General features: G+C 69.9%; 18 protein-coding genes. 17 read left to right on the top strand and 1 reads right to left on the bottom strand.

Annotated elements, in window-relative coordinates; all coding sequences use genetic code 11:
• Positions 1–74 precede the first annotated feature (74 nt).
• Positions 75–1,031 (bottom strand): 2OG-Fe(II) oxygenase, encoded by a 957-nt coding sequence (locus tag IDM46_RS10595; RefSeq protein ID WP_185115668.1) that lies wholly within the window; start codon positions 1,029–1,031, stop codon positions 75–77.
• A 79-nt stretch (positions 1,032–1,110) separates the two neighbouring features.
• Between IDM46_RS10595 and IDM46_RS10590 the strand changes: the two genes are divergently transcribed.
• The 17 genes from IDM46_RS10590 (at position 1,111) to tolB (ending at position 18,467) form a co-directional block, all read left to right on the top strand.
• Positions 1,111–2,979 (top strand): ABC-F family ATP-binding cassette domain-containing protein, encoded by a 1,869-nt coding sequence (locus IDM46_RS10590; protein ID WP_185115667.1) that lies wholly within the window; start codon positions 1,111–1,113, stop codon positions 2,977–2,979.
• A gap of 63 nt (positions 2,980–3,042) precedes the next feature.
• Entirely contained in the window at positions 3,043–3,717 is a 675-nt protein-coding gene (locus IDM46_RS10585; protein ID WP_185115666.1) for a hypothetical protein, read from the top strand.
• Positions 3,718–3,902: 185 nt separating this feature from the next.
• Entirely contained in the window at positions 3,903–5,876 is a 1,974-nt protein-coding gene (locus IDM46_RS10580) for a hypothetical protein (protein WP_191073333.1), read from the top strand.
• A 133-nt stretch (positions 5,877–6,009) separates the two neighbouring features.
• Entirely contained in the window at positions 6,010–6,342 is a 333-nt protein-coding gene (locus IDM46_RS10575) for a zinc ribbon domain-containing protein (protein WP_185115664.1), read from the top strand.
• 130 nt (positions 6,343–6,472) lie between these two features.
• Positions 6,473–8,239, top strand: a complete 1,767-nt coding sequence (gene aspS / locus IDM46_RS10570) for an aspartate--tRNA ligase (protein ID WP_185115663.1) — start codon at positions 6,473–6,475, stop codon at positions 8,237–8,239.
• A 25-nt stretch (positions 8,240–8,264) separates the two neighbouring features.
• Positions 8,265–8,792: a GNAT family N-acetyltransferase gene (locus tag IDM46_RS10565; protein ID WP_185115662.1), complete on the top strand. Its 528-nt coding sequence runs from the start codon at positions 8,265–8,267 to the stop codon at positions 8,790–8,792.
• Position 8,793: 1 nt separating this feature from the next.
• Positions 8,794–9,414: an alpha/beta fold hydrolase gene (locus IDM46_RS10560; protein ID WP_185115661.1), complete on the top strand. Its 621-nt coding sequence runs from the start codon at positions 8,794–8,796 to the stop codon at positions 9,412–9,414.
• 74 nt (positions 9,415–9,488) lie between these two features.
• Positions 9,489–10,220, top strand: coding sequence for a YebC/PmpR family DNA-binding transcriptional regulator (locus IDM46_RS10555; RefSeq protein WP_185115660.1), 732 nt, complete (start codon positions 9,489–9,491; stop codon positions 10,218–10,220).
• 10 nt (positions 10,221–10,230) lie between these two features.
• Positions 10,231–10,767 carry a crossover junction endodeoxyribonuclease RuvC gene (ruvC, locus tag IDM46_RS10550; protein WP_185115659.1) on the top strand — a complete coding sequence of 179 codons (537 nt, stop codon included), beginning with the start codon at positions 10,231–10,233 and terminating at the stop codon, positions 10,765–10,767.
• Positions 10,764–11,354, top strand: coding sequence for a Holliday junction branch migration protein RuvA (gene ruvA / locus IDM46_RS10545; protein ID WP_185115658.1), 591 nt, complete (start codon positions 10,764–10,766; stop codon positions 11,352–11,354). The genes ruvC and ruvA overlap by 4 nt, the downstream gene beginning before the upstream one ends.
• Positions 11,355–11,374: 20 nt before the next feature.
• Positions 11,375–13,300, top strand: coding sequence for a potassium transporter Kup (locus IDM46_RS10540; RefSeq protein WP_182825003.1), 1,926 nt, complete (start codon positions 11,375–11,377; stop codon positions 13,298–13,300).
• A gap of 55 nt (positions 13,301–13,355) precedes the next feature.
• Entirely contained in the window at positions 13,356–14,378 is a 1,023-nt protein-coding gene (gene ruvB, locus IDM46_RS10535) for a Holliday junction branch migration DNA helicase RuvB (RefSeq protein WP_185115657.1), read from the top strand.
• Complete coding sequence (ybgC, locus tag IDM46_RS10530; RefSeq protein ID WP_185116079.1) at positions 14,366–14,815, top strand: tol-pal system-associated acyl-CoA thioesterase; 450 nt, start codon at positions 14,366–14,368, stop codon at positions 14,813–14,815. Before ruvB ends, ybgC begins: the two co-directional genes overlap by 13 nt.
• A complete protein-coding gene (tolQ, locus tag IDM46_RS10525) occupies positions 14,812–15,612 on the top strand; it encodes a protein TolQ (protein WP_182825007.1) in 801 nt (266 codons plus the stop codon). The genes ybgC and tolQ overlap by 4 nt, the downstream gene beginning before the upstream one ends.
• Before the next feature lie 3 nt (positions 15,613–15,615).
• Positions 15,616–16,056: a protein TolR gene (tolR, locus tag IDM46_RS10520; protein WP_182825009.1), complete on the top strand. Its 441-nt coding sequence runs from the start codon at positions 15,616–15,618 to the stop codon at positions 16,054–16,056.
• Complete coding sequence (locus IDM46_RS10515; RefSeq protein ID WP_185115656.1) at positions 16,056–17,030, top strand: cell envelope integrity protein TolA; 975 nt, start codon at positions 16,056–16,058, stop codon at positions 17,028–17,030. Before tolR ends, IDM46_RS10515 begins: the two co-directional genes overlap by 1 nt.
• A gap of 99 nt (positions 17,031–17,129) precedes the next feature.
• Complete coding sequence (gene tolB, locus IDM46_RS10510; protein WP_185115655.1) at positions 17,130–18,467, top strand: Tol-Pal system beta propeller repeat protein TolB; 1,338 nt, start codon at positions 17,130–17,132, stop codon at positions 18,465–18,467.
• The last annotated feature ends 17 nt before the right edge of the window (positions 18,468–18,484 follow it).

Genomic DNA, 18,484 nt, shown 5'->3' with positions numbered 1-18,484 from the left:
GCTCACGAATCCGTCACCTGGGCATTCCAGGCGTGGAACGATGCAGGCACTTACCGGGCAGCCCCCACACCGGCTCAGGTGAACTCCCGCTCGCGCATCCAGCGCGTGGCGATCCATTTCTCGCCGCGCAGCACCGGTGCGCCGGCATGGAACGAGAGCGGGTCGCAGCGCGACTGCGCATCGGTATAGGCGAAATAGACCGCGCTGCCCTTGGCTGGCGCCACCGACAGGCCGACGTCCGGGAACACGGTCTCGCCACCGGCCTCCACGTCGTTGAGGTAGATCACCAGGCTGGCGATGCGCTGTCCGCCGTTGGCAAGGTGCAGGGCCTGACCGGGGCGCTCGAGGTCGAAATAGTCGAAGTGGGGCGTGTATTCGGCACCCACGCCGTAGCGCATCACTTGCAGGTCCTCGCCCTGCGCCACCGGCACGCCGGTGATGCGGGTGATGCGCGCGTCGACCTTCGCCAGCAGCGGCGTGGTGCCGCGCAGGAGCATGGTCAGTTCGCTGGTGCGGCGGTCGTCGACCTTGGCGCCGCCGCGGTCGGAGTCGACTACCTTGGCGCGCTCCAGCGTCGGCGTGGCCTCGGCGATGAGCTGGTCGCATTCGGCGTGGGTAAGCACGTTGTTGAACAGCACCACGTAGGGGCGCACGTTGTGGAAGGCCACGCGCACGTCGCCGTGCTCGCAGCGGATCGCGTGGCCGGCGGCGAGCGCGATCGGCGCCACCGGCGAAAAGCCGCCGCCCGCGCGTGCACCGGCTGCCACCTCCGCCAGAGCCTGCGCGCGCTGGGCGCGGGCGTCGGCGGCCTTGGGCAGGGTGTGCGCGACCTTCGGCTGGTTCGGGCTGAGCCGCGAGAATCCCGCTTTGAACCCGTCCGGGTCGCGCAGCGCGGCATCGTAGATGCGCCGGATCTGGAATTCGTCGTAGCCGCGGAGGCCGAGTGCCGCGTGGATCTCGCTGAACGGCGCCTGCGCCACCACCCGCGCGTGCACCCAGGCGGCCGTTTCGAGATTGATCGAGATCGCCATCACTGCCCTGCGCCGTCAATTTCCCGGCTGCAGACACTACCGCATCGCGGCTGCAGCGGCGCGGCCGCTACAATGGCGGATGATTTCATTCCGCAATTTCGCCCTCCGCCGCGGCGAACGCCTGCTGTTGTCCGACCTCGACCTGTCCCTGCATGCCGGCTGGCGGGTGGGCGTGGTGGGCCGCAACGGCACCGGCAAATCCTCGCTGTTCGCCGCCGTGCGCGGCGAAGTCGAACCCGACCGTGGCGACCTCGACCTGCCGTCGCGCCTGCGCATCGCCAGCATCGCCCAGGAAATGCCTTCGCTGCCGGATCCGGCGGTCGACTTCGTGCTCGCCGGCGACGCCGCGGTGCACGATGCCCTGCAGGCCGAGGCCAATGCCTTCGCCAACGAGGACTGGGAGGCGGTGGCCATGGCCCACCACCGGCTGGAAGAAGTGGGCGGCTACGACGGCGCCGCACGCGCGGCCAAGCTGCTGCACGGGCTGGGGTTTCCGGCCGAGACCCAGCAGCGCCCGGTGGCCACGTTCTCCGGCGGCTGGCGCGTGCGCCTGAACCTGGCGCGCGCGCTGATGACACCGTCCGACGTGCTGCTGCTCGACGAGCCCACCAACCACCTCGACCTCGACGCGGTGCTGTGGCTCGAGCAGTGGCTGCTGAAGTACCCCGGCACGCTGCTGCTGATCTCGCATGACCGCGAGTTCCTCGACAACGTCAACACCCACACCCTGCACCTGCACGGCGGCAAGGCCAAGCTGTACACCGGCAACTACACCGCCTTCGAACGCCAGCGCTCCGAACAGCTGCGCCTGCAGCAGATCACCCACGAAAAGGCCCAGGCCGAGCGCGCCCACCTGCAGAGCTTCATCGACCGTTTCAGCGCCAGCGCCGCCAAGGCCAAGCAGGCGCAGTCGCGGGTCAAGCGCCTGGCCAAGATGGCCAACACCGAGGCGGTGCGCGCCGAGCGCGAGGTGCGCATCGACTTCCCGGCGCCGCTGAAGCTGCCGCACGCCTTGTTGCGGTTGAACCACGCCGATTGCGGCTACGACACCGCGACCATCCTCCACGACGCCAACTTCGGCCTCGAGGCCGGCGACCGCATCGGCCTGCTCGGCCCGAACGGCGCCGGCAAGTCGACGCTGGTCAAGACCCTGGTCGGCGAGCTGCCGCTGCTCACCGGCGAGCGCTACGCACACCCGGACCTGCGCATCGGCTACTTCGCCCAGCACACGGTGGAGGCGCTGGTCGCCGGCACCTCGCCGATCGACCACCTGCGCGAGATCTCGCCGGAAGCGTCCATCCAGGATTTCCGCAACTTCCTCGGCAAGTGGAGCTTCCCCGGCGACCGCGCGTTCGAATCCATCGACGGCTTCTCCGGCGGCGAGCGCGCGCGCCTGGCGCTGTCGCTGATCGCCTGGCGCCAGCCCAACGTGCTGCTGCTCGACGAACCCACCAACCACCTCGACCTCGAGATGCGCGAGGCGCTGGCCGAGGCGCTGAGCGATTTCCCCGGTGCGATCGTGCTGGTTTCGCATGACCGCCACCTGATCGGCCTGGTCAGCGACACCTTCTGGCGCGTCGCCGAAGGCGTGGTCACGCCGTTCGACGGCGACCTCGACGAATACGCGGCATGGCTGCGCTCGCGGCCGCAGGATGTGCGGCCCGGCATCGGTGCCGCCGCTGAAACGACCGTGGCACCGCCGCCGCCGACCGCACCCGCGCCTGCGAAGGCCAAGGTCAACCCGCACAAGCTGGCGCAGGCCGAAGCGCAGGTGGCGTCGCTGGAGGCCGACATCGCCGCGATCGACGCAAGCCTGGCCGATCCCGGCTTCCACGCCGGTGCCGACGCTTCCGCCCGTGTCGCCGACGCCGCGCAGCGCCGCGCCTCGCTGGCCGGCCGGCTGGCCGATGCCGAGTCCGCGCTGCTCGCCCTGTACGAAGCCGCCTGAGCAGGACCGTCAAGACGCACCGCGGCGTTTGCCGTGGGTGGGGCGCGGCGGTACGGTGAGGGCATGACGATCATCCGACTCTCCGCACTTTCCGCCGCGCTGGTGGCCGTTGCCGCCTGCACTCCGTCCACTCCGCAGGCGACGGCCGACGTCGCCGCGGGCAACACATCCGCCCCGGCGACCGCCGCGCCCGCCACCGATGCCGCACCCGCCGACGCCTTCCTCGCCGCCCTCGCCAGCCACTGCGGCCAGGCGTTCGCGGGGCGCATCGTCGCCAACGAGCCGGCGTCGCCGGAACCTGATGCGTTCGAAGGCAAGGCGCTGGTGATGCACGTGCGTGGCTGCGACGACCCGACCCGCGAGCTGCGCGTGCCGTTCCACGTCGGCGACGACCATTCGCGTACCTGGGTGCTCACCCGCACCGGCACCGGCCTGCGCCTGAAGCACGACCATCGCCACGAAGACGGCAGCTCCGACGTGCAGACCATGTACGGCGGCGAAAGCACCACCGCCGGCACCGCCGTCCGCCAGGAGTTCCCGGTGGACGCGGAGTCGATCGCGCTGTTCGGCCACACCGGCGCAGATGTCTCCACCACCAACACCTGGGCGATGGAAGTGGAGCCGGGCTCGCGCTTCCTGTACGAGCTTTCGCGCCCGGGCGGGCGCATGTTCCAGGTCGAGTTCGACTTGACCACGCCGGTGGCGGAACCGCCGGCGCCGTGGGGCAGCAGCGACTGACCTGAAGGTTGCCGTTCGCATGCCGGCTGAGTAGCATCCCGCGCTGCCGCAGGGGGCGGCAGCAAGAGGGGAAACAGATGAGACTCGGATTCACGGTCGCCGTCGCGGCGCTTGTCGCGGGCGGTGTCTTTGCGTGGGATGCATCGAATGCATCGGCGTCGCGGACGCCACGCGTCGTCCCGCCCGTGGCGCCGGTCACGCCGTCGGCACGCCTCCGGTTGCCCGGTGCGGCGACGGGCCTGCGCATCGACGCGCAGGTCGCGATAGCGGGCGTGGAAAGCGGGCCGGCGATGGTGACGCTGCGCGTTGGCAATGCCGTCAGCACAGTGCCTGTCAGCCTGCCGGCGTTCTCCGTGCAAGTCCCCGGTGGTCGCCCCGAAGCCATGGTCTCGATCGAAATCGATTCGCACCAAGGCAAGCACGCGGCCATCCTGGGCAGTTACGCGCGCCTGGCGCGCAACGCAGGTGCGGATGCCATCCTGACGCCGGGTGAACTCGACCGCGTCCGCGTCACCGCGATGGGGACCTCGCTGCACCATCACGTCAGCCGCGTACTGGGTGGCCGCCTGCCGCTCTCGGACCAGGAACACCAGCAGGCGATCCGTTCGATCGGCCTTGAAGCCGCGGTCGGCGGCAATGTGCTGCAGGCACTCGCCTCGGGCGCCGCGCCGCTGCCGGCCGGCTATGCGCACGGCTACGCGCTGCTGCAGGACGATGCCGGATTGCGCACGTTCCTGGCAGCCCAGCCGGACGTTGCCGCGTCGCTGGAAGCATTCGTCCAGCAGCCGACGGGAATTCCGTTGCCGCTCGCCGTGCTGGGAACCCGGACGGCGATCCTGCCAGCCCTTGCCTACGGTGAGGCGACGCTCCAGAGCGCGGCGCAGCTGCTCCTGCGTGGCAATGGCGGCTTCGAATACCACGGCCGCAGCGGCACCGATCCGGTCGCAACCGTCACGGCGCTCGATGCCGGAACGCTGCGCATGACCCCGCGCGCGTCGGCGCCGGTCTTCTCCTACGACTTCGTGCAGCTTGCACCGGGTCAGCCGACGGTGCAGGTGCTGACAAGGCGTGACACCGTGCACGAAACCTGGCGACGCCACTTCGTCGGGGATCGCTACAGCCTGTGGTCGGTGACCGGGGCCGTGCGGGTGTCCTATCCCGACTATCCCCATCTCTCGCCGACTGACGCGAGCAGCACTCGGATCGCGCATGCCTTCAGCCTGGACGGAATGTCCCAGCGCATCTGGCCGGCCGACGTGGCCGGGCGCCGCGCGTTGCCGCACTTCTGCCTGGAGCCGGATCCGGTCAGCACGATGGACGTGCTCTCGGGTTGCGAATACGCGCAGACCACGTTCCTTCCCGATGGCAGCGGACTCATCCAGGACACCGGGTCCAAGGTGGACCCGGACATGCAGCCGCGGATTGGCGGGTTTGGCAGCGGATCATTCGAGTGGAACCTCGGCCCGCGCGGCACCCTGCAGCTGCGGTATCCGCAGACGGAGGTCACCTACTGGCGGCTTGAAGGCGGTGAGTCGATGGCCGTGCCGGTGCTCTACCTGGCGCGCACGCAGGCGGCCGATGGTCTGGCGCACAGCCTGGTGGGCACGTCGGTGCTGATGGACGCGCGCGTCGGCCCGGCCTTGGACGCGTTGTCGGTGCTCGGGAGCTGGGAGTACGGCACGTTCACCCAGAACGCGAATGCCAACCCGTGGCAGTCACCGCGTGCCGACACGACGTTCGTGCGCGACGCGGACGGCGTTACCCGGCAGGTGACGCGCTATCAGGGGGCGGAGTACCCGACCTCGACCTCCCGCGCCTCCTGGCAGCTGTTCGACACCGTCATTGGCGGCCAGACGCATACCCGGCTTTACGAGAGCCGCTACCGCGGAAACATCGGCGGCCCGGTCGCGGCCTGTTCCGAGGCATACGCGGTCGGCGCCACCGAATGCATCCCGCTGCAGGTCCGCTACTTCCGTCCGATGGGGCAGCGTGGCAACCGCATCTACGGAATCGACGAGCTGTACTTGAACACTGCCTGGTTCGGCGAGGCACCGATCATCCAGCGCCACGTGCGTCCGACGTACCACGACCGCGTGGCGGACGGCATCGATGCGATGCCGCCGCGGGTGGCCGAGCGGAAAGTCTCCCGCGCGCGGTAACCGAAGCCGGGCAACTCGCGGGGGCACGCCGGCCAGCCGGTGGCCGTGGGCGTGGGCGTGGGTTGTGCCTTGATTCGCACGCCCACGCCCCCAGAATGCCCGCAGCCCACGTCACCGAGCCAATGCCACCGCCATGCCGATCTACGCCTACCGCTGCGCCCAGTGCGAGCACGATTTCGACCGCCTGCAGAAGCTCTCCGATCCGGATCCCGATGCCTGTCCGGAGTGCGGTGCGGTGGGCGAGGTGCGCCGGCAGCTGACGGCGCCCTCGTTCCGCCTTGCGGGCAGCGGCTGGTACGAGACCGACTTCAAGAAGGATGGCGACAAGAAGCGCAACCTGGCCGAAGGCGGCGAGGGCGCGGGCAAGCCCGAGGCAAAGCCGGCGGCCGCCACGCCGGCAAAGAGCGAGCCCGCCCCGGCGCCGGCAAGCCCCGCGCCCAAGGCGGAGCCCAAGCCCGCTGCGTGACGGGCCGCCATGGCCACCGTGGCCGCCAGCCGCGGGCTGGACATCACGGATCGGGCGGCATCGGCGACGGGACGCTTTAAACTAGCGGGCTCCGCCGTCCGGCGGCCCGTTTCCCGCGTCCGGAGTTTCCATGCGTACCCATTTCTGCGGCCTGATCGACGCCTCCCTGGTCGGCCAGACCGTCACCCTCTGCGGCTGGGCCGATGTGGCCCGCGACCTCGGCGGCCTGTGCTTCATCGACTTGCGCGACCACGAAGGCATCGTGCAGGTGGTGGCCGAGCCCGACGCCGCCACCGCGGGCAACGCCGAGGTCATCGCCACCGCGGCCAAAGTGGGCTACGAGGACTGCCTGCGCGTCACCGGCACCGTGCGCCGCCGCGAGAGCGTCAACGCCAAGATCGCCACTGGTGAGCTCGAAGTGGTCGCGACCACGATCGAGGTGCTGAACAAGGCCGAGCCGCTGCCGTTCCATGCGCACGAGAACCCGGGCGAGGACATCCGCCTCAAATACCGTTACCTGGACCTGCGCACGCCGGAGATGCAGCGCAAGATGCGCACGCGCTCGAAGCTTGTGGTCGCGCTGCGCCGCTGGCTGGACGCGCGTGATTTCCAGGACATCGAGACGCCGATCCTCACCAAGGCCACGCCCGAGGGCGCGCGCGATTTCCTGGTGCCGGCGCGCATGCATGCCGGCGAGTTCTACGCGCTGCCGCAGTCGCCGCAGCTGTTCAAGCAGCTGCTGATGATGGCCGGCTTCGACAGGTACTACCAGATCGCGCGCTGCTTCCGTGACGAGGCGCTGCGCGCCGACCGCCAGCTGGAATTCACCCAGCTGGACATGGAGTTCGCGTGGGTGGACGAGGCGATCGTGCAGGACACCGTCGAGGCGATGATGCGTGACGTGTTCCGCGAGGTGATCGGCGTGGAGCTCGGCGAATTCCCGCGCATGACCTGGGCCGAGGCCATGCGCCGCTACGGCTCCGACAAGCCCGACCTGCGCATCGCGCTGGAGCTGGTGGACGTGGATGCGCTGGTGAAGGACTCGCAGTTCAAGGTGTTCACCGACTTTGCCGGCATGGAGGGCGGCCGGGTCTGCGCCCTGCGCATTCCCGGTGGCGCGGCGCTCAGCCGCAAGCAGATCGACGACTACGCGGCGCACGCCGCCAAGTACGGCGCCAAGGGCCTGGCCTACGCCAAGATCGCCGACGACGGCGCGGTCAATTCGCCGGTGGCGAAGTTCTTCGATGAAGCGGGGTTCGCCGCGCTGCTGCAGCACGTGGGGGCCGGCAATGGCGACCTGGTGTTCTTCGGCGCGGGTGCATACAACACGGTCAGCGACTTCATGGGCGCGGTGCGGCTCAAGGCAGGCAAGGATTTCAACCTGGTCGCCGCGGGCTGGGCGCCGCTGTGGGTCACCGACTTCCCGATGTTCGAGTTCGACGACGAGGCGCAGCGCTACGTGGCGCTGCACCACCCGTTCACCGCGCCCGCGGTCGACGACGAGGCCGCGCTGCGCGCCAATGCGCGCAGCGCGACCAGCCGCGGCTACGACATGGTGCTCAACGGCAACGAGATCGGCGGTGGTTCCATCCGAATCCACCGCTCGGGCATGCAGTCGGCGGTGTTCGAACTGCTCGGCATCGGCGCGGACGAGGCCGAGGCCAAGTTCGGCTTCCTGCTCGACGCGCTGAAGTACGGCGCGCCGCCGCACGGTGGCATCGCCTTCGGCATCGACCGCATCGCCGCGTTGATGGCCGGCAGCGAATCGATCCGCGACGTGATCGCGTTCCCCAAGACCACCGGCGCGCAGTGCCTGATGACCGGCGCGCCTTCGCCGATCCCGGACGCGCAGCTGGCCGAGGTGCACGTGGCCGTGCGGTCGAGGCCTGCGGCCTGATCGCGGCGCGCCCGGGAGCGGCTGCGTGACCGTCACCATCCGTCGCGCGACGCCCGACGATGCCGCGACCCTGTCGCGGCTCGCGGCGCGCACGTTCACCGAGACCTTCGGCCACCTGTATCCGCCCGAAGATCTCGAGGCGTTCCTCGCCGACGCCTACGCGGTCGCAAAGCAACACCTGATCCTGTCCCATCCCGACTACGCGGTCTGGCTGCTGGAGGACGACGGTGAAGCCGTCGGTCACGCCGCGGTCGGCCCCTGCGGCCTGCCGCATCCGGAGGTCGCCCCCGGCGATGGCGAACTCAAGCGCCTGTACCTGATGGCGTCGCACCAGCGCGGCGGCTGGGGCGGCCGGCTGTTCGACACCGCGATGGGCTGGCTGGAGCGCGATGGCCCGCGCACGCTGTGGATCGGCGTGTGGTCGGGCAATGCCGGCGCGCAGCGCTTCTATGCGCGGCGCGGTTACGAGCCGGTGGGCGAATACCTGTTCCCGGTGGGGCGCGTGCAGGACCTGGAGTTCATCCTGCGCCGCCCCGCACCCGGCGCAGGCTGACATGGCCGCCGCGCGCCGCGCACTGCTGCTGCACGGGCTGTGGATGCCGCCGCTGGCGATGCGGCGTTTCGCGGCGCGCCTGCGGACAGCGGGCTTCACCACCGGGATCATCGGCTACCGGAGCATCTTCGGCAGTACCGATGCCGCGGTCGACGCGCTGCGCGCGCGGCTGCGCGGCGGCGAGCCGACGCATCTCGTCGGCCACAGCCTCGGGGGGCTGATGGCCCTGCAGGCGCTGCAGGCCGAGCCCGCGCTGCCGGTGGCGCGCGTGGTCTGCCTCGGCACGCCGCTGTGCGGCAGCGGCGCGGCCCGCGTGCTGTCGCGCCGCGCACTGACCGCGCTGTACCTGGGGCGCAGCGCGGCCCTGCTGCGGCAGGGCTGTGTCGCCCTGCCGGAAGGCGTGGAGGTCGGCATGGTCGCCGGCTCCCGGCCACGCGGCCTGGGTGCGCTGGTGGCGCGTTTCGACGAGCCGCACGACGGCACCGTGGCGGTCGCCGAGACCCGCCTGCCGGGCCTGGCCGACCACGTGGTCATCGACGCCTCGCACAGCGGGCTGCTGGTGTCGGCCGAGGCCGCGCGCCTGGCGATCGGGTTCCTGCGCGACGGGCGTTTCGCGCGCTGACCGGCCGCTTGCGGGAGTGCATTTGCCGGAGCGGTTACCATCCCCTATCGCCACCAGGGTTGACGGGAATACGCATGGGCAGAGGCCCCTCCATCGAAGGCCGCAAGAACGCCGAAGACGCGCGTCGCGGCAAGATCTTCACCAAGCTGATCCGCGAGATCTCGGTCGCCGCACGCGCCGGCGGGGGAGACCTCGGCAGCAATCCGCGCCTGCGCAGCGGCGTGGACAAGGCGCTCGCTGCGAACATGACCAAGGACGTGATCGAGCGCGCCATCAAGAAGGCGACCGGCGAGCTCGAGGGCGTGGACTATGAAGAGATCCGCTACGAGGGCTACGCCCCCGGCGGCGTGGCGGTGATCGTCGACTGCCTGACCGACAACAAGGTGCGCACCGTGGCCGACGTGCGCCATGCGTTCGGCAAGTTCGGCGGCAACCTGGGCACCGACGGCTCGGTGGCCTTCATGTTCCACAAGCAGGGCGTGCTGCGTTACGCGCCGGGTGCCAGCGAGGACGCGGTGACCAACGCCGCCATCGAGGCCGGCGCCGACGACGTGGTGGTGTACCCGGAGGATGGCGCGATCGACGTGGTCACCTCGCCCGAGGATTTCGGCGCTGTGCGCGACGCGATGGCTGCCGTGGGGCTCCCCGCCGACCATGCCGAAATCACCATGCGCGCCGACAACGACATTGCCGTCGAAGGCGACACCGCGCAGCAGGTGGTCAAGCTGCTGCGCTGGCTGGAGGACATCGACGACGTCCAGGCCGTGTATTCCAACGCCGAACTCGGCGACGACGCGTACGCGTAAGAAGCACGACGTGACCAGGATCCTCGGCATCGACCCGGGCTCGCAGCGCACCGGCGTCGGCATCATCGACGTCGATGCCACCGGGCGCGTGAAACACGTGTTCCACGCGCCGCTCAACCTGATGGCCGGCGTGGCCGCGTGCAAGGGCGACCTGCCGCAGCGCCTGCGCCGGCTGCTGGACGGCCTGCGCGCGATCGTCGAGGAGCACCGCCCGGACGAGGTCGCCATCGAGCAGGTGTTCATGTCCAAGAACGCCGACTCCGCGCTCAAGCTCGGCCAGGCCCGCGGTGCGGCGATCTGCGCGGTGGTCATGCACGACCTGCCGGTGCACGAATACGGCGCGCGCCAGGTCAAGCTGGCGCTGGTGGGCAAGGGCGCGGCCGACAAGGCGCAGGTGCAGCACATGGTCGGCGCGATGCTCGGCCTCACCGGCCGCCTGCAGGCCGACGCCGCCGATGCCCTGGCCATCGCCATCACCCACGCCCACGTCAGCGCCAGCGCGCGGCGCCTGGGCATCGACGAACGCCTGGCCTGGAGCCGCAAATGATCGGACGCCTGCGCGGCAAGCTCGCGCACAAATCCCCGCCGTGGCTGGTGATCGACGTCAACGGCGTCGGCTACGAGCTGGAAGCACCGATGAGCACGTTCTACGACCTGCCGGTGCTGGGGACCGAAGTCTCGCTGTTCACGCACTACGCGCAGAAGGAAGACTCGGTGTCGCTGTACGGCTTTGCCAGCGAGGCGGAGCGGCGCCTGTTCCGCGACGTGCAGCGGGTCACCGGCATCGGCGCGAAGATCGCGCTGGCGATCCTGTCCGGCGCCAGCGTCCAGGAGTTCGCACGCCTGGTGTCGGGCGGCGACGTGGCCGCGCTGACGCGCATCCCGGGCATCGGCAAGAAGACCGCCGAGCGCATCGTGGTGGAACTGCGCGACCGCGCCGAGGCGATCATGGGCGGCGCGACGGCGATGCCGATGGCGGGCACGCCGGCCGATCCGCTGTCGGAGGCGACCGAGGCCCTGCAGCAGCTGGGCTACAAGCCGGCCGAGGCGCAACGCATGGCGCGCCAGGCGCACGTGGATGGCGATCCTGCGGAAACCATCATCCGAAAGGCGCTACAGTCCGCGCTTCGTTGACCGCAGGCACCCGGAAACCAATGTTCGCAGGTACTCCACGGCGCGCCGCCGCGACCCACGGCGCGCCAGGCAAGGCCAAGCCCAGGACCGGCCTTCCCGCGCTGGTGGTCGGCGCCGTCGGCGTGGTGTTCGGCGACATCGGCACCAGTCCGCTGTACACCCTGCGCGAGGCGTTCTCGCCGCACTACGGCCTGGTCGCCAACCATGACACCGTGCTCGGCATCCTGTCGCTGGTGTTCTGGGCGCTGACTGTCGTGGTGACGCTGAAGTACGTCACCATCATCATGCGCGCCGACAACGAGGGCGAAGGCGGGATCATGGCGCTGATGGCGCTGGCACAGCGAAGCCTGAAGCCCGGCTCCAAATCGGTTTACCTGGTCGGGCTGCTCGGCGTGTTCGGTGCCTCGCTGTTCTTCGGCGACGGCGTGATCACCCCGGCGATCTCGGTGCTGTCGGCGGTCGAGGGCCTGGAGGTGGTGGCGCCCGGCATGCACGACTGGATCGTGCCGATCACGGTACTGGTGCTGGCGGGGCTGTTCGCCACCCAGCGCTTCGGCACGGACAAGGTGGGCCGGGTATTCGGTCCGATCACCATCATGTGGTTCCTGGCGCTCGCCGCGCTGGGCGTGTTGAACATCGTCGGCGAACCCGAAGTACTGCACGCCATCAATCCCTGGTGGGGGGCGAAGTTCTTCATGGAGCACAGCTGGGGCGGGGTGTTCATCCTCGGCGCGGTGGTGCTGGCGGTGACCGGCGGCGAGGCGATCTACACCGACATGGGCCACTTCGGCCCGCGGCCGATCCGTTTCGGCTGGTACTGGTTCGTGCTGCCGGCCTTGATGCTCAACTACCTGGGCCAGGGCGCGCTGGTGCTCCAGGACCCGGAGGCGATCCGCAACCCGTTCTACATCGGCGTGCCCGAGTGGGGCCGCTGGCCGATGATCGTGCTGGCCACCGCGGCCACGGTGATCGCTTCGCAGGCGGTGATCACCGGCGGCTTCTCGGTGGCGCGCCAGGCCATGCAGCTGGGCTACATCCCGCGCATGCGCATCAAGCACACCTCCAGCGAGACCATCGGCCAGATCTACATCCCGGCGATCAACTGGTCGATGGCAGTGATCGTGATCGCCCTGGTGCTGAGCTTCCGCACCTCGTCCGCGCTGGCCGCGGCCTACGGCATCTCGGTGTCGATGACGATGCTGATCGACACGCTGCTGCTGGCGATCGTGGCCCGCGCGCTGTGGCCGAAGGCGCGGCGCTGGGTGTTGGCGTGTTGCCTTGGCTTCGTGGTGATCGACCTGGCGTTCGTGGTCGCCAACGGCGCCAAGGTCCTGCAGGGCGCCTGGTTCCCGCTGGTGCTGGGCACCGTGCTGTTCACCATGCTGCGCACGTGGCGCCATGGCCGCGAGCTGCTGCGTTCAGCGGTGCAGAAGGAGGGCATCCGCCTGGACACCTTCATCCCCGGGCTGATGCTGGCGCCGCCCGTGCGCGTGCCGGGGACGGCGATCTTCCTGACCAGCGATCCGGGCGTGGTGCCGCACGCACTGATGCACAACCTCAAGCACAACAAGGTGCTGCACGAGCGCAACGTGTTCCTGACCGCGGAGACGCTGAAGGTGCCGCATGCGCCCCGCGAGCGGCGCCTGGAAGTGAAGGAAATCGGCGACGACTTCTACCGGGTCACCGCGCGCTTCGGCTTCATGGAGACGCCCGACCTGCCGCTGGCGCTGATGCGCTCCTGCGACGTCGAAGGCATGGACTTCGATCCGATGGACACCACGTACTTCGTCAGCCGCGAGACCATCGTCGCCAGCCGCCACGTCGGCATGCCGGTGTGGCGCGACAAGCTGTTCGCGTACATGCACCGCAACGCGGCGCCGGCCAACAACTTCTTCCGCATTCCGGGCAACCGCCTGGTGGAGCTGGGCGCGCAGGTCGAGATCTGAGCGGGCAAGGGCGGCGGGTGCGCCAGGGCCGCGGCGCCCATGCGAACATGTCGGCATGAGCGAAGACCGCATCATTGCCCCTTCCGCCTCGCGCGAGGACGCCGCCCTCGAGGCGTCGATCCGCCCGCAGCGGCTGGACGAATACCTCGGCCAGCAGCCCGTGCGCGAGCAGCTGTCGATCTACATCGAGGCGGCCAAGGGCCGCGGCGAAGCGCTCGACCACGTGCTGATCTTCGGCCCGCCCGGGCTGGGCAAGACCACCCTCAGCCACGTGATCGCCAACGAGCTGGGGGTGAATTTGCGGGTGACGTCCGGCCCGGTGATCGAGAAGGCCGGCGACCTGGCGGCGCTGCTGACCAACCTGCAGCCGCACGACGTGCTGTTCATCGACGAGATCCATCGCCTGTCGCCCGTCGTCGAGGAAGTGCTGTACCCGGCGATGGAGGATTTCCAGATCGACATCATGATCGGAGAGGGCCCCGCCGCGCGCTCGATCAAGCTCGACCTGCCGCCGTTCACGCTGATCGGCGCCACCACCCGCGCGGGCCTGCTGACCGCGCCACTGCGTGACCGTTTCGGCATCGTCCAGCGGCTCGAGTTCTACAACGTCGAGGAGCTGACGCGGATCGTGCGCCGCTCGGCGCGGATCCTCGGCATCGACTGCGCGCCGGAGGGTGCCGACGAGATCGCGCGCCGCGCGCGCGGCACGCCGCGCATCGCCAACCGCCTGCTGCGCCGCGTGCGCGACTTCGCGCAGGTGCGCGCCGGGGGCCATATCGACCACGAGGTCGCCAACGCCGCGATGCTGCTGTTGAAGGTCGACCCGGAAGGCTTCGACGACCTCGACCGGCGCCTGCTCAACCTGATCATCGGCAGCTTCGATGGCGGCCCGGTGGGCGTGGAATCGCTGGCCGCGGCGCTCAGCGAGGAGCGCGGAACGCTGGAGGACGTGATCGAACCGTTCCTGATCCAGCAGGGTTTCCTGGTGCGCAGCGCGCGCGGGCGCATGGCCACCGACAAGGCCTACCGTCACCTCGGCCTGCTTCCACGCGGCACGGGCAGGGAATTGCTGCCGTGACGCACACGGTTTGCCACCCGTTCAGCTTGGCGACAAGGGTGTATTGGGAAGATACCGACGCCGGCGGCGTGGTGTACCACGCGCGGTACGTCGCCTACCTCGAACGCGCACGCAGCGACTGGATGCGCGCGCTCGGGCACGGGCAACGGGTACTGCGCGAGCAGCACGACCTGGTGTTCGCCGTCCGCGACATGCAGCTCGACTTCCATCGGCCTGCACGCCTGGACGACGCGCTGCAGGTCACCGTGGCGCTCGCTTCCCTGCGCCGCGCCAGCGTGGTGTTCGCACAGGACGTGCGGCGCGACGGCGAACTGCTGGTGGCGGCGCGGGTGCGGGTCGCGGCGCTCGACGCCGGCGGCTTCCGGCCGCGCGCCATCCCGGACCCGCTGTACCTGCAACTCAAACCCCTCGAATCGAACGCGGAGCAACACAGATGACAGTACTGGCCACCCTGCTGCAGGCGACCACGGCGGAACCGTTGCCCGACGAAGCCGCGGCGCAGTCCGTCGAGCTCGCGGCCGACGCCGCGCAGGCCGCCGCGGCACCGGCCGCCGGCGCCAACCTCGACCTGCTGCACCTGGTGCTGCATGCCTCCATCCCGGTGCAGCTGGTGATGCTGGTGCTGCTGTTCGCGTCGATCGCGTCGTGGGTGATCATCTTCCGCAAGAAGCGCATGCTCGACCGCGCCGCCAAGGAGGCCGACCGCTTCGAGGAGAAGTTCTGGTCCGGCGTCGACCTCGGCAAGCTCTACAGCTCGGCCAGCGAGCGCAACCGCGAGGTGGAAGGCCTGGAGTCGATCTTCGAGGCCGGCTTCCGCGAATACTCGCGCGGCCGCCAGCGGGTGGGTGGCGACGGCCGCGCGCAGCTCGAGGGCGCGCAGCGCGGCATGCGCGTGGCCAGCTCGCGCGAACTGGATGGTCTGGAGCACAACCTCGAGTTCCTCGCCAACGTCGGCTCCATCGCGCCGTACGTGGGCCTGCTGGGCACGGTGTGGGGGATCATGATCGCCTTCCAGGGTTTGGCCAACGTCAAGGAAGCCACCATCGCCAGCGTTGCACCGGGCATTTCCGAAGCGCTGATCGCCACCGCCATGGGCCTGTTCGCCGCGATCCCGGCGGTGTGGGCGTACAACCGCTTCGCGACCCGGGTCGAGCGCATCGCCGGCCGCTACGACGCATTCTCCGACGAGTTCTCCTCGATCCTGGAACGGCAGGCGACCACCGGGGAGGCCTGACCCATGTCCGTCCGAAGCCGGCGCGCGCGCCGCCGCAAGCTCAAGAACGAGATCAACGTCGTGCCGTACATCGACGTGATGCTGGTGCTGCTGATCATCTTCATGGTGACCGCGCCGCTGATGAACCTCGGCGTCGACGTGCAGCTGCCGGAATCCAACGCAAAGTCGATCCAGGAGAAGAAGGACCCGGTGGTGGTCAGCGTGGACGCCGACGGCCACTATTTCCTGGCGGTGGAGGCGGGCAGCAATGAAGCGGTCGATGCCGCCTCGCTCAACGCGCGCGTGCGCGCCATCGTGGCCAGCAACCCGCAGGTCGCGGTGTTCATCGCCGCCGACGGCAACGGCAGCTACCAGAACGTCATGGACGCGATGGCGCTGCTGCAGAACGCCGGCGTCGAGCGGGTCGGGCTGATGAGCAATCCCAGGCAGGACGGTCCGCGCTGATGCGTGAAAGCCGTGCCGATACCGCGCGGGCGTTCGGGCTGGCGCTGCTGCTCCACGTCGCCCTGTTTGCCCTGATGTTCGCCGGCCTGTGGTGGACGCGCACGGCCGCGCCGCAATCGGCCGCCGGCTCGCCGATCAGCGCCGAGATGATGGACGCCGGCGACCTGTCGCCGGCCATGCAGCGCACGCTGCGCGACCGCCCCGAGCCGGTGCCGGAACCGGAGCCCGAACCCGATCCGGAGCCGCTGCCCCAGCCCGTGGAAGAAGCCGCGGTGCCGCCACCACAGCCGCTGCCCGAGCCGCGCCCGGAAGATTCCCCGGTCACGCCGCAGCCGCAGGCCCAGGAGCAGGTGCCGGAGCCGGACACGGTCGACCAGGATGCCGCGCGCCGCGATGCGATCTCGCGCGAGACCGCCGAGCGCGAGCAGGAAGCGCGGCGTCGCCAGGAACAGATCGACCTCACCGAGCGCCAGCGCCAGGAGGAGGCCGAGAAGCAGCGCCGCCTGGCCGCGCAGCAGCGCGAGCGCGAGGAGAAGCTCGCCGAGCTGCGCAAGCAGCAGGCGCAGGCGCGCCGCGAAGCCGAGCTCGCCGAACAGAAGCTCAAGCAGATCGCCGACCAGCGCGCGCAGCAGGCGTCCGCGCAAGCCGCCACCGCGGGTACGCCGCCGCCGGGCAACGACGGCGTGGATGCCGGCCTGAGCGCGCGCTATGCCGCGGCGATCCAGGAAGCGATCCTGCGCAACTGGACCCGTCCGGAGAACGTGCCGCAGGGGCAGAAGTGCGTCATCCACATCACCCAGGTGCGCGGCGGCACCGTCATCAAGGCCGAAGTGGCGCCGTCGTGCCCGTTCGACGAACTCGGCCGCCGGTCGGTGGAAGCCGCCGTGCTGAAGGCGCAGCCGCTGCCGTATGCCGGATTCGAGTCTGTGTTCAACCGTACGATCAACCTCAATTTCACCGCAGCGGACCGCTGATCGCGCCGCGCTGGCCGTCGGGTCCGCCCGCGTTCATCCTTGAGCATGCTTTCACCGCCACCCTGTCACGCTCACCGCATCGCCCCCCCGGAGCCTGGAATGACCCGAACCCAACGCCGCCTGGCCACGCCCAGCGCGTGGCTTGCCGCCTGCCTCGCCCTGCTGCTGCCGTTTGCCGCCGCGGCGCAGCAGGCGCTCGAGATCGACATCGTCGGCGGCAACGCCCAGGCGCTGCCGATCGCCGTCGTACCGATGCCCTACCAGGGTGGCGGCGCGGCGCCTGATACCGACGTCGCCCGCGTGGTCCGCGAGGACCTGGCGCGATCGGGTCAGTTCCGCGGCCTGCCCGAGCAGGACATCACCGAGCGCCCGACGCGTGGCAGCGAGGTGAACTACCCGACCTGGCGCCTGCTGAAGCAGGATTTCCTGGTCGTGGGCCGCGTGGTCGATGCCGGCGGCGGCGCGTTCCGGGTGGAGTACGAACTGTTCGACGTCGCCAAGCAGGAGCGGCTGCTCGGCATGGCGATGACCGGGCGCGCGAACGCCATGCGCGACGTTGCCCACCAGATGGCCGACGCCATCTACGAGAAGATCCTCGGCGTGCGTGGCGCGTTCTGGACGCGCATCGCCTACGTTACCGCCACCGGCACCGGCACCAACACGCGCTACGCGCTGATGGTGGCCGACGCCGATGGCCACGCCCCGCAGGTGGTGGTGCGCTCGACCGAGCCGCTGATGTCGCCCAGCTGGAGCCCGGATGGCCGCCGCCTGGCCTATGTGTCGTTCGAGCACAACAACAACTCGGCGATCTACATCCAGGACCTCGGCACCGGCGCGCGCGAGCGCGTGGCCAGCTTCCGCGGCATCAACAGCTCGCCCGCGTTCTCGCCCGACGGCAACCGCCTGGCGCTCACGCTGTCGCGCAGCGGCAGCCCCGAGATCTACGTGATGGACCTGGGCAGCAAGGCGCTGACCCAGCTGACCAGCCAGATCGGCATCGATACCGAGCCCACCTGGAGCAGCGATGGCAGGAGCGTGTACTTCACGTCCGACCGCGGCGGCCCGCCGCAGGTCTACCAGGTGCCGGCGTCCGGCGGCAGCGCCACGCGCGTGACATTCCAGGGCAATTACAACGCCAGCCCGACGGTGTCGTTCGACGACAAGAAGATCGCCGTGGCACAAGGTTCAGGAAACGTATACCGTATCGCGTTGCTGGATCGCAGCCTCGGTTCGCCGCGGTGGTCCACGCTGTCTCCGGGGTCGCTCGATGAATCACCGAGCTTCGCACCGAACGCCAGCATGGTGCTGTACGCGGCGAGGGAAGGCACCAGGGGAGTCCTGTACGCCGTCTCCGCCGATGGCCGCGTCCGGCAAAGACTGGTGCTCGCCGACGGCAACGTCCGCGAACCCGCATGGGGACCGTTCCGGCAGCGCTGACGCTGCCTGCACAACCC

The organism is Luteimonas sp. MC1825, assembly GCF_014764385.1.
Lineage (GTDB): Bacteria > Pseudomonadota > Gammaproteobacteria > Xanthomonadales > Xanthomonadaceae > Luteimonas.
Note: the sequence above shows the minus strand (reverse complement) of the source record. Positions and strands in the feature narration are given on the sequence as shown.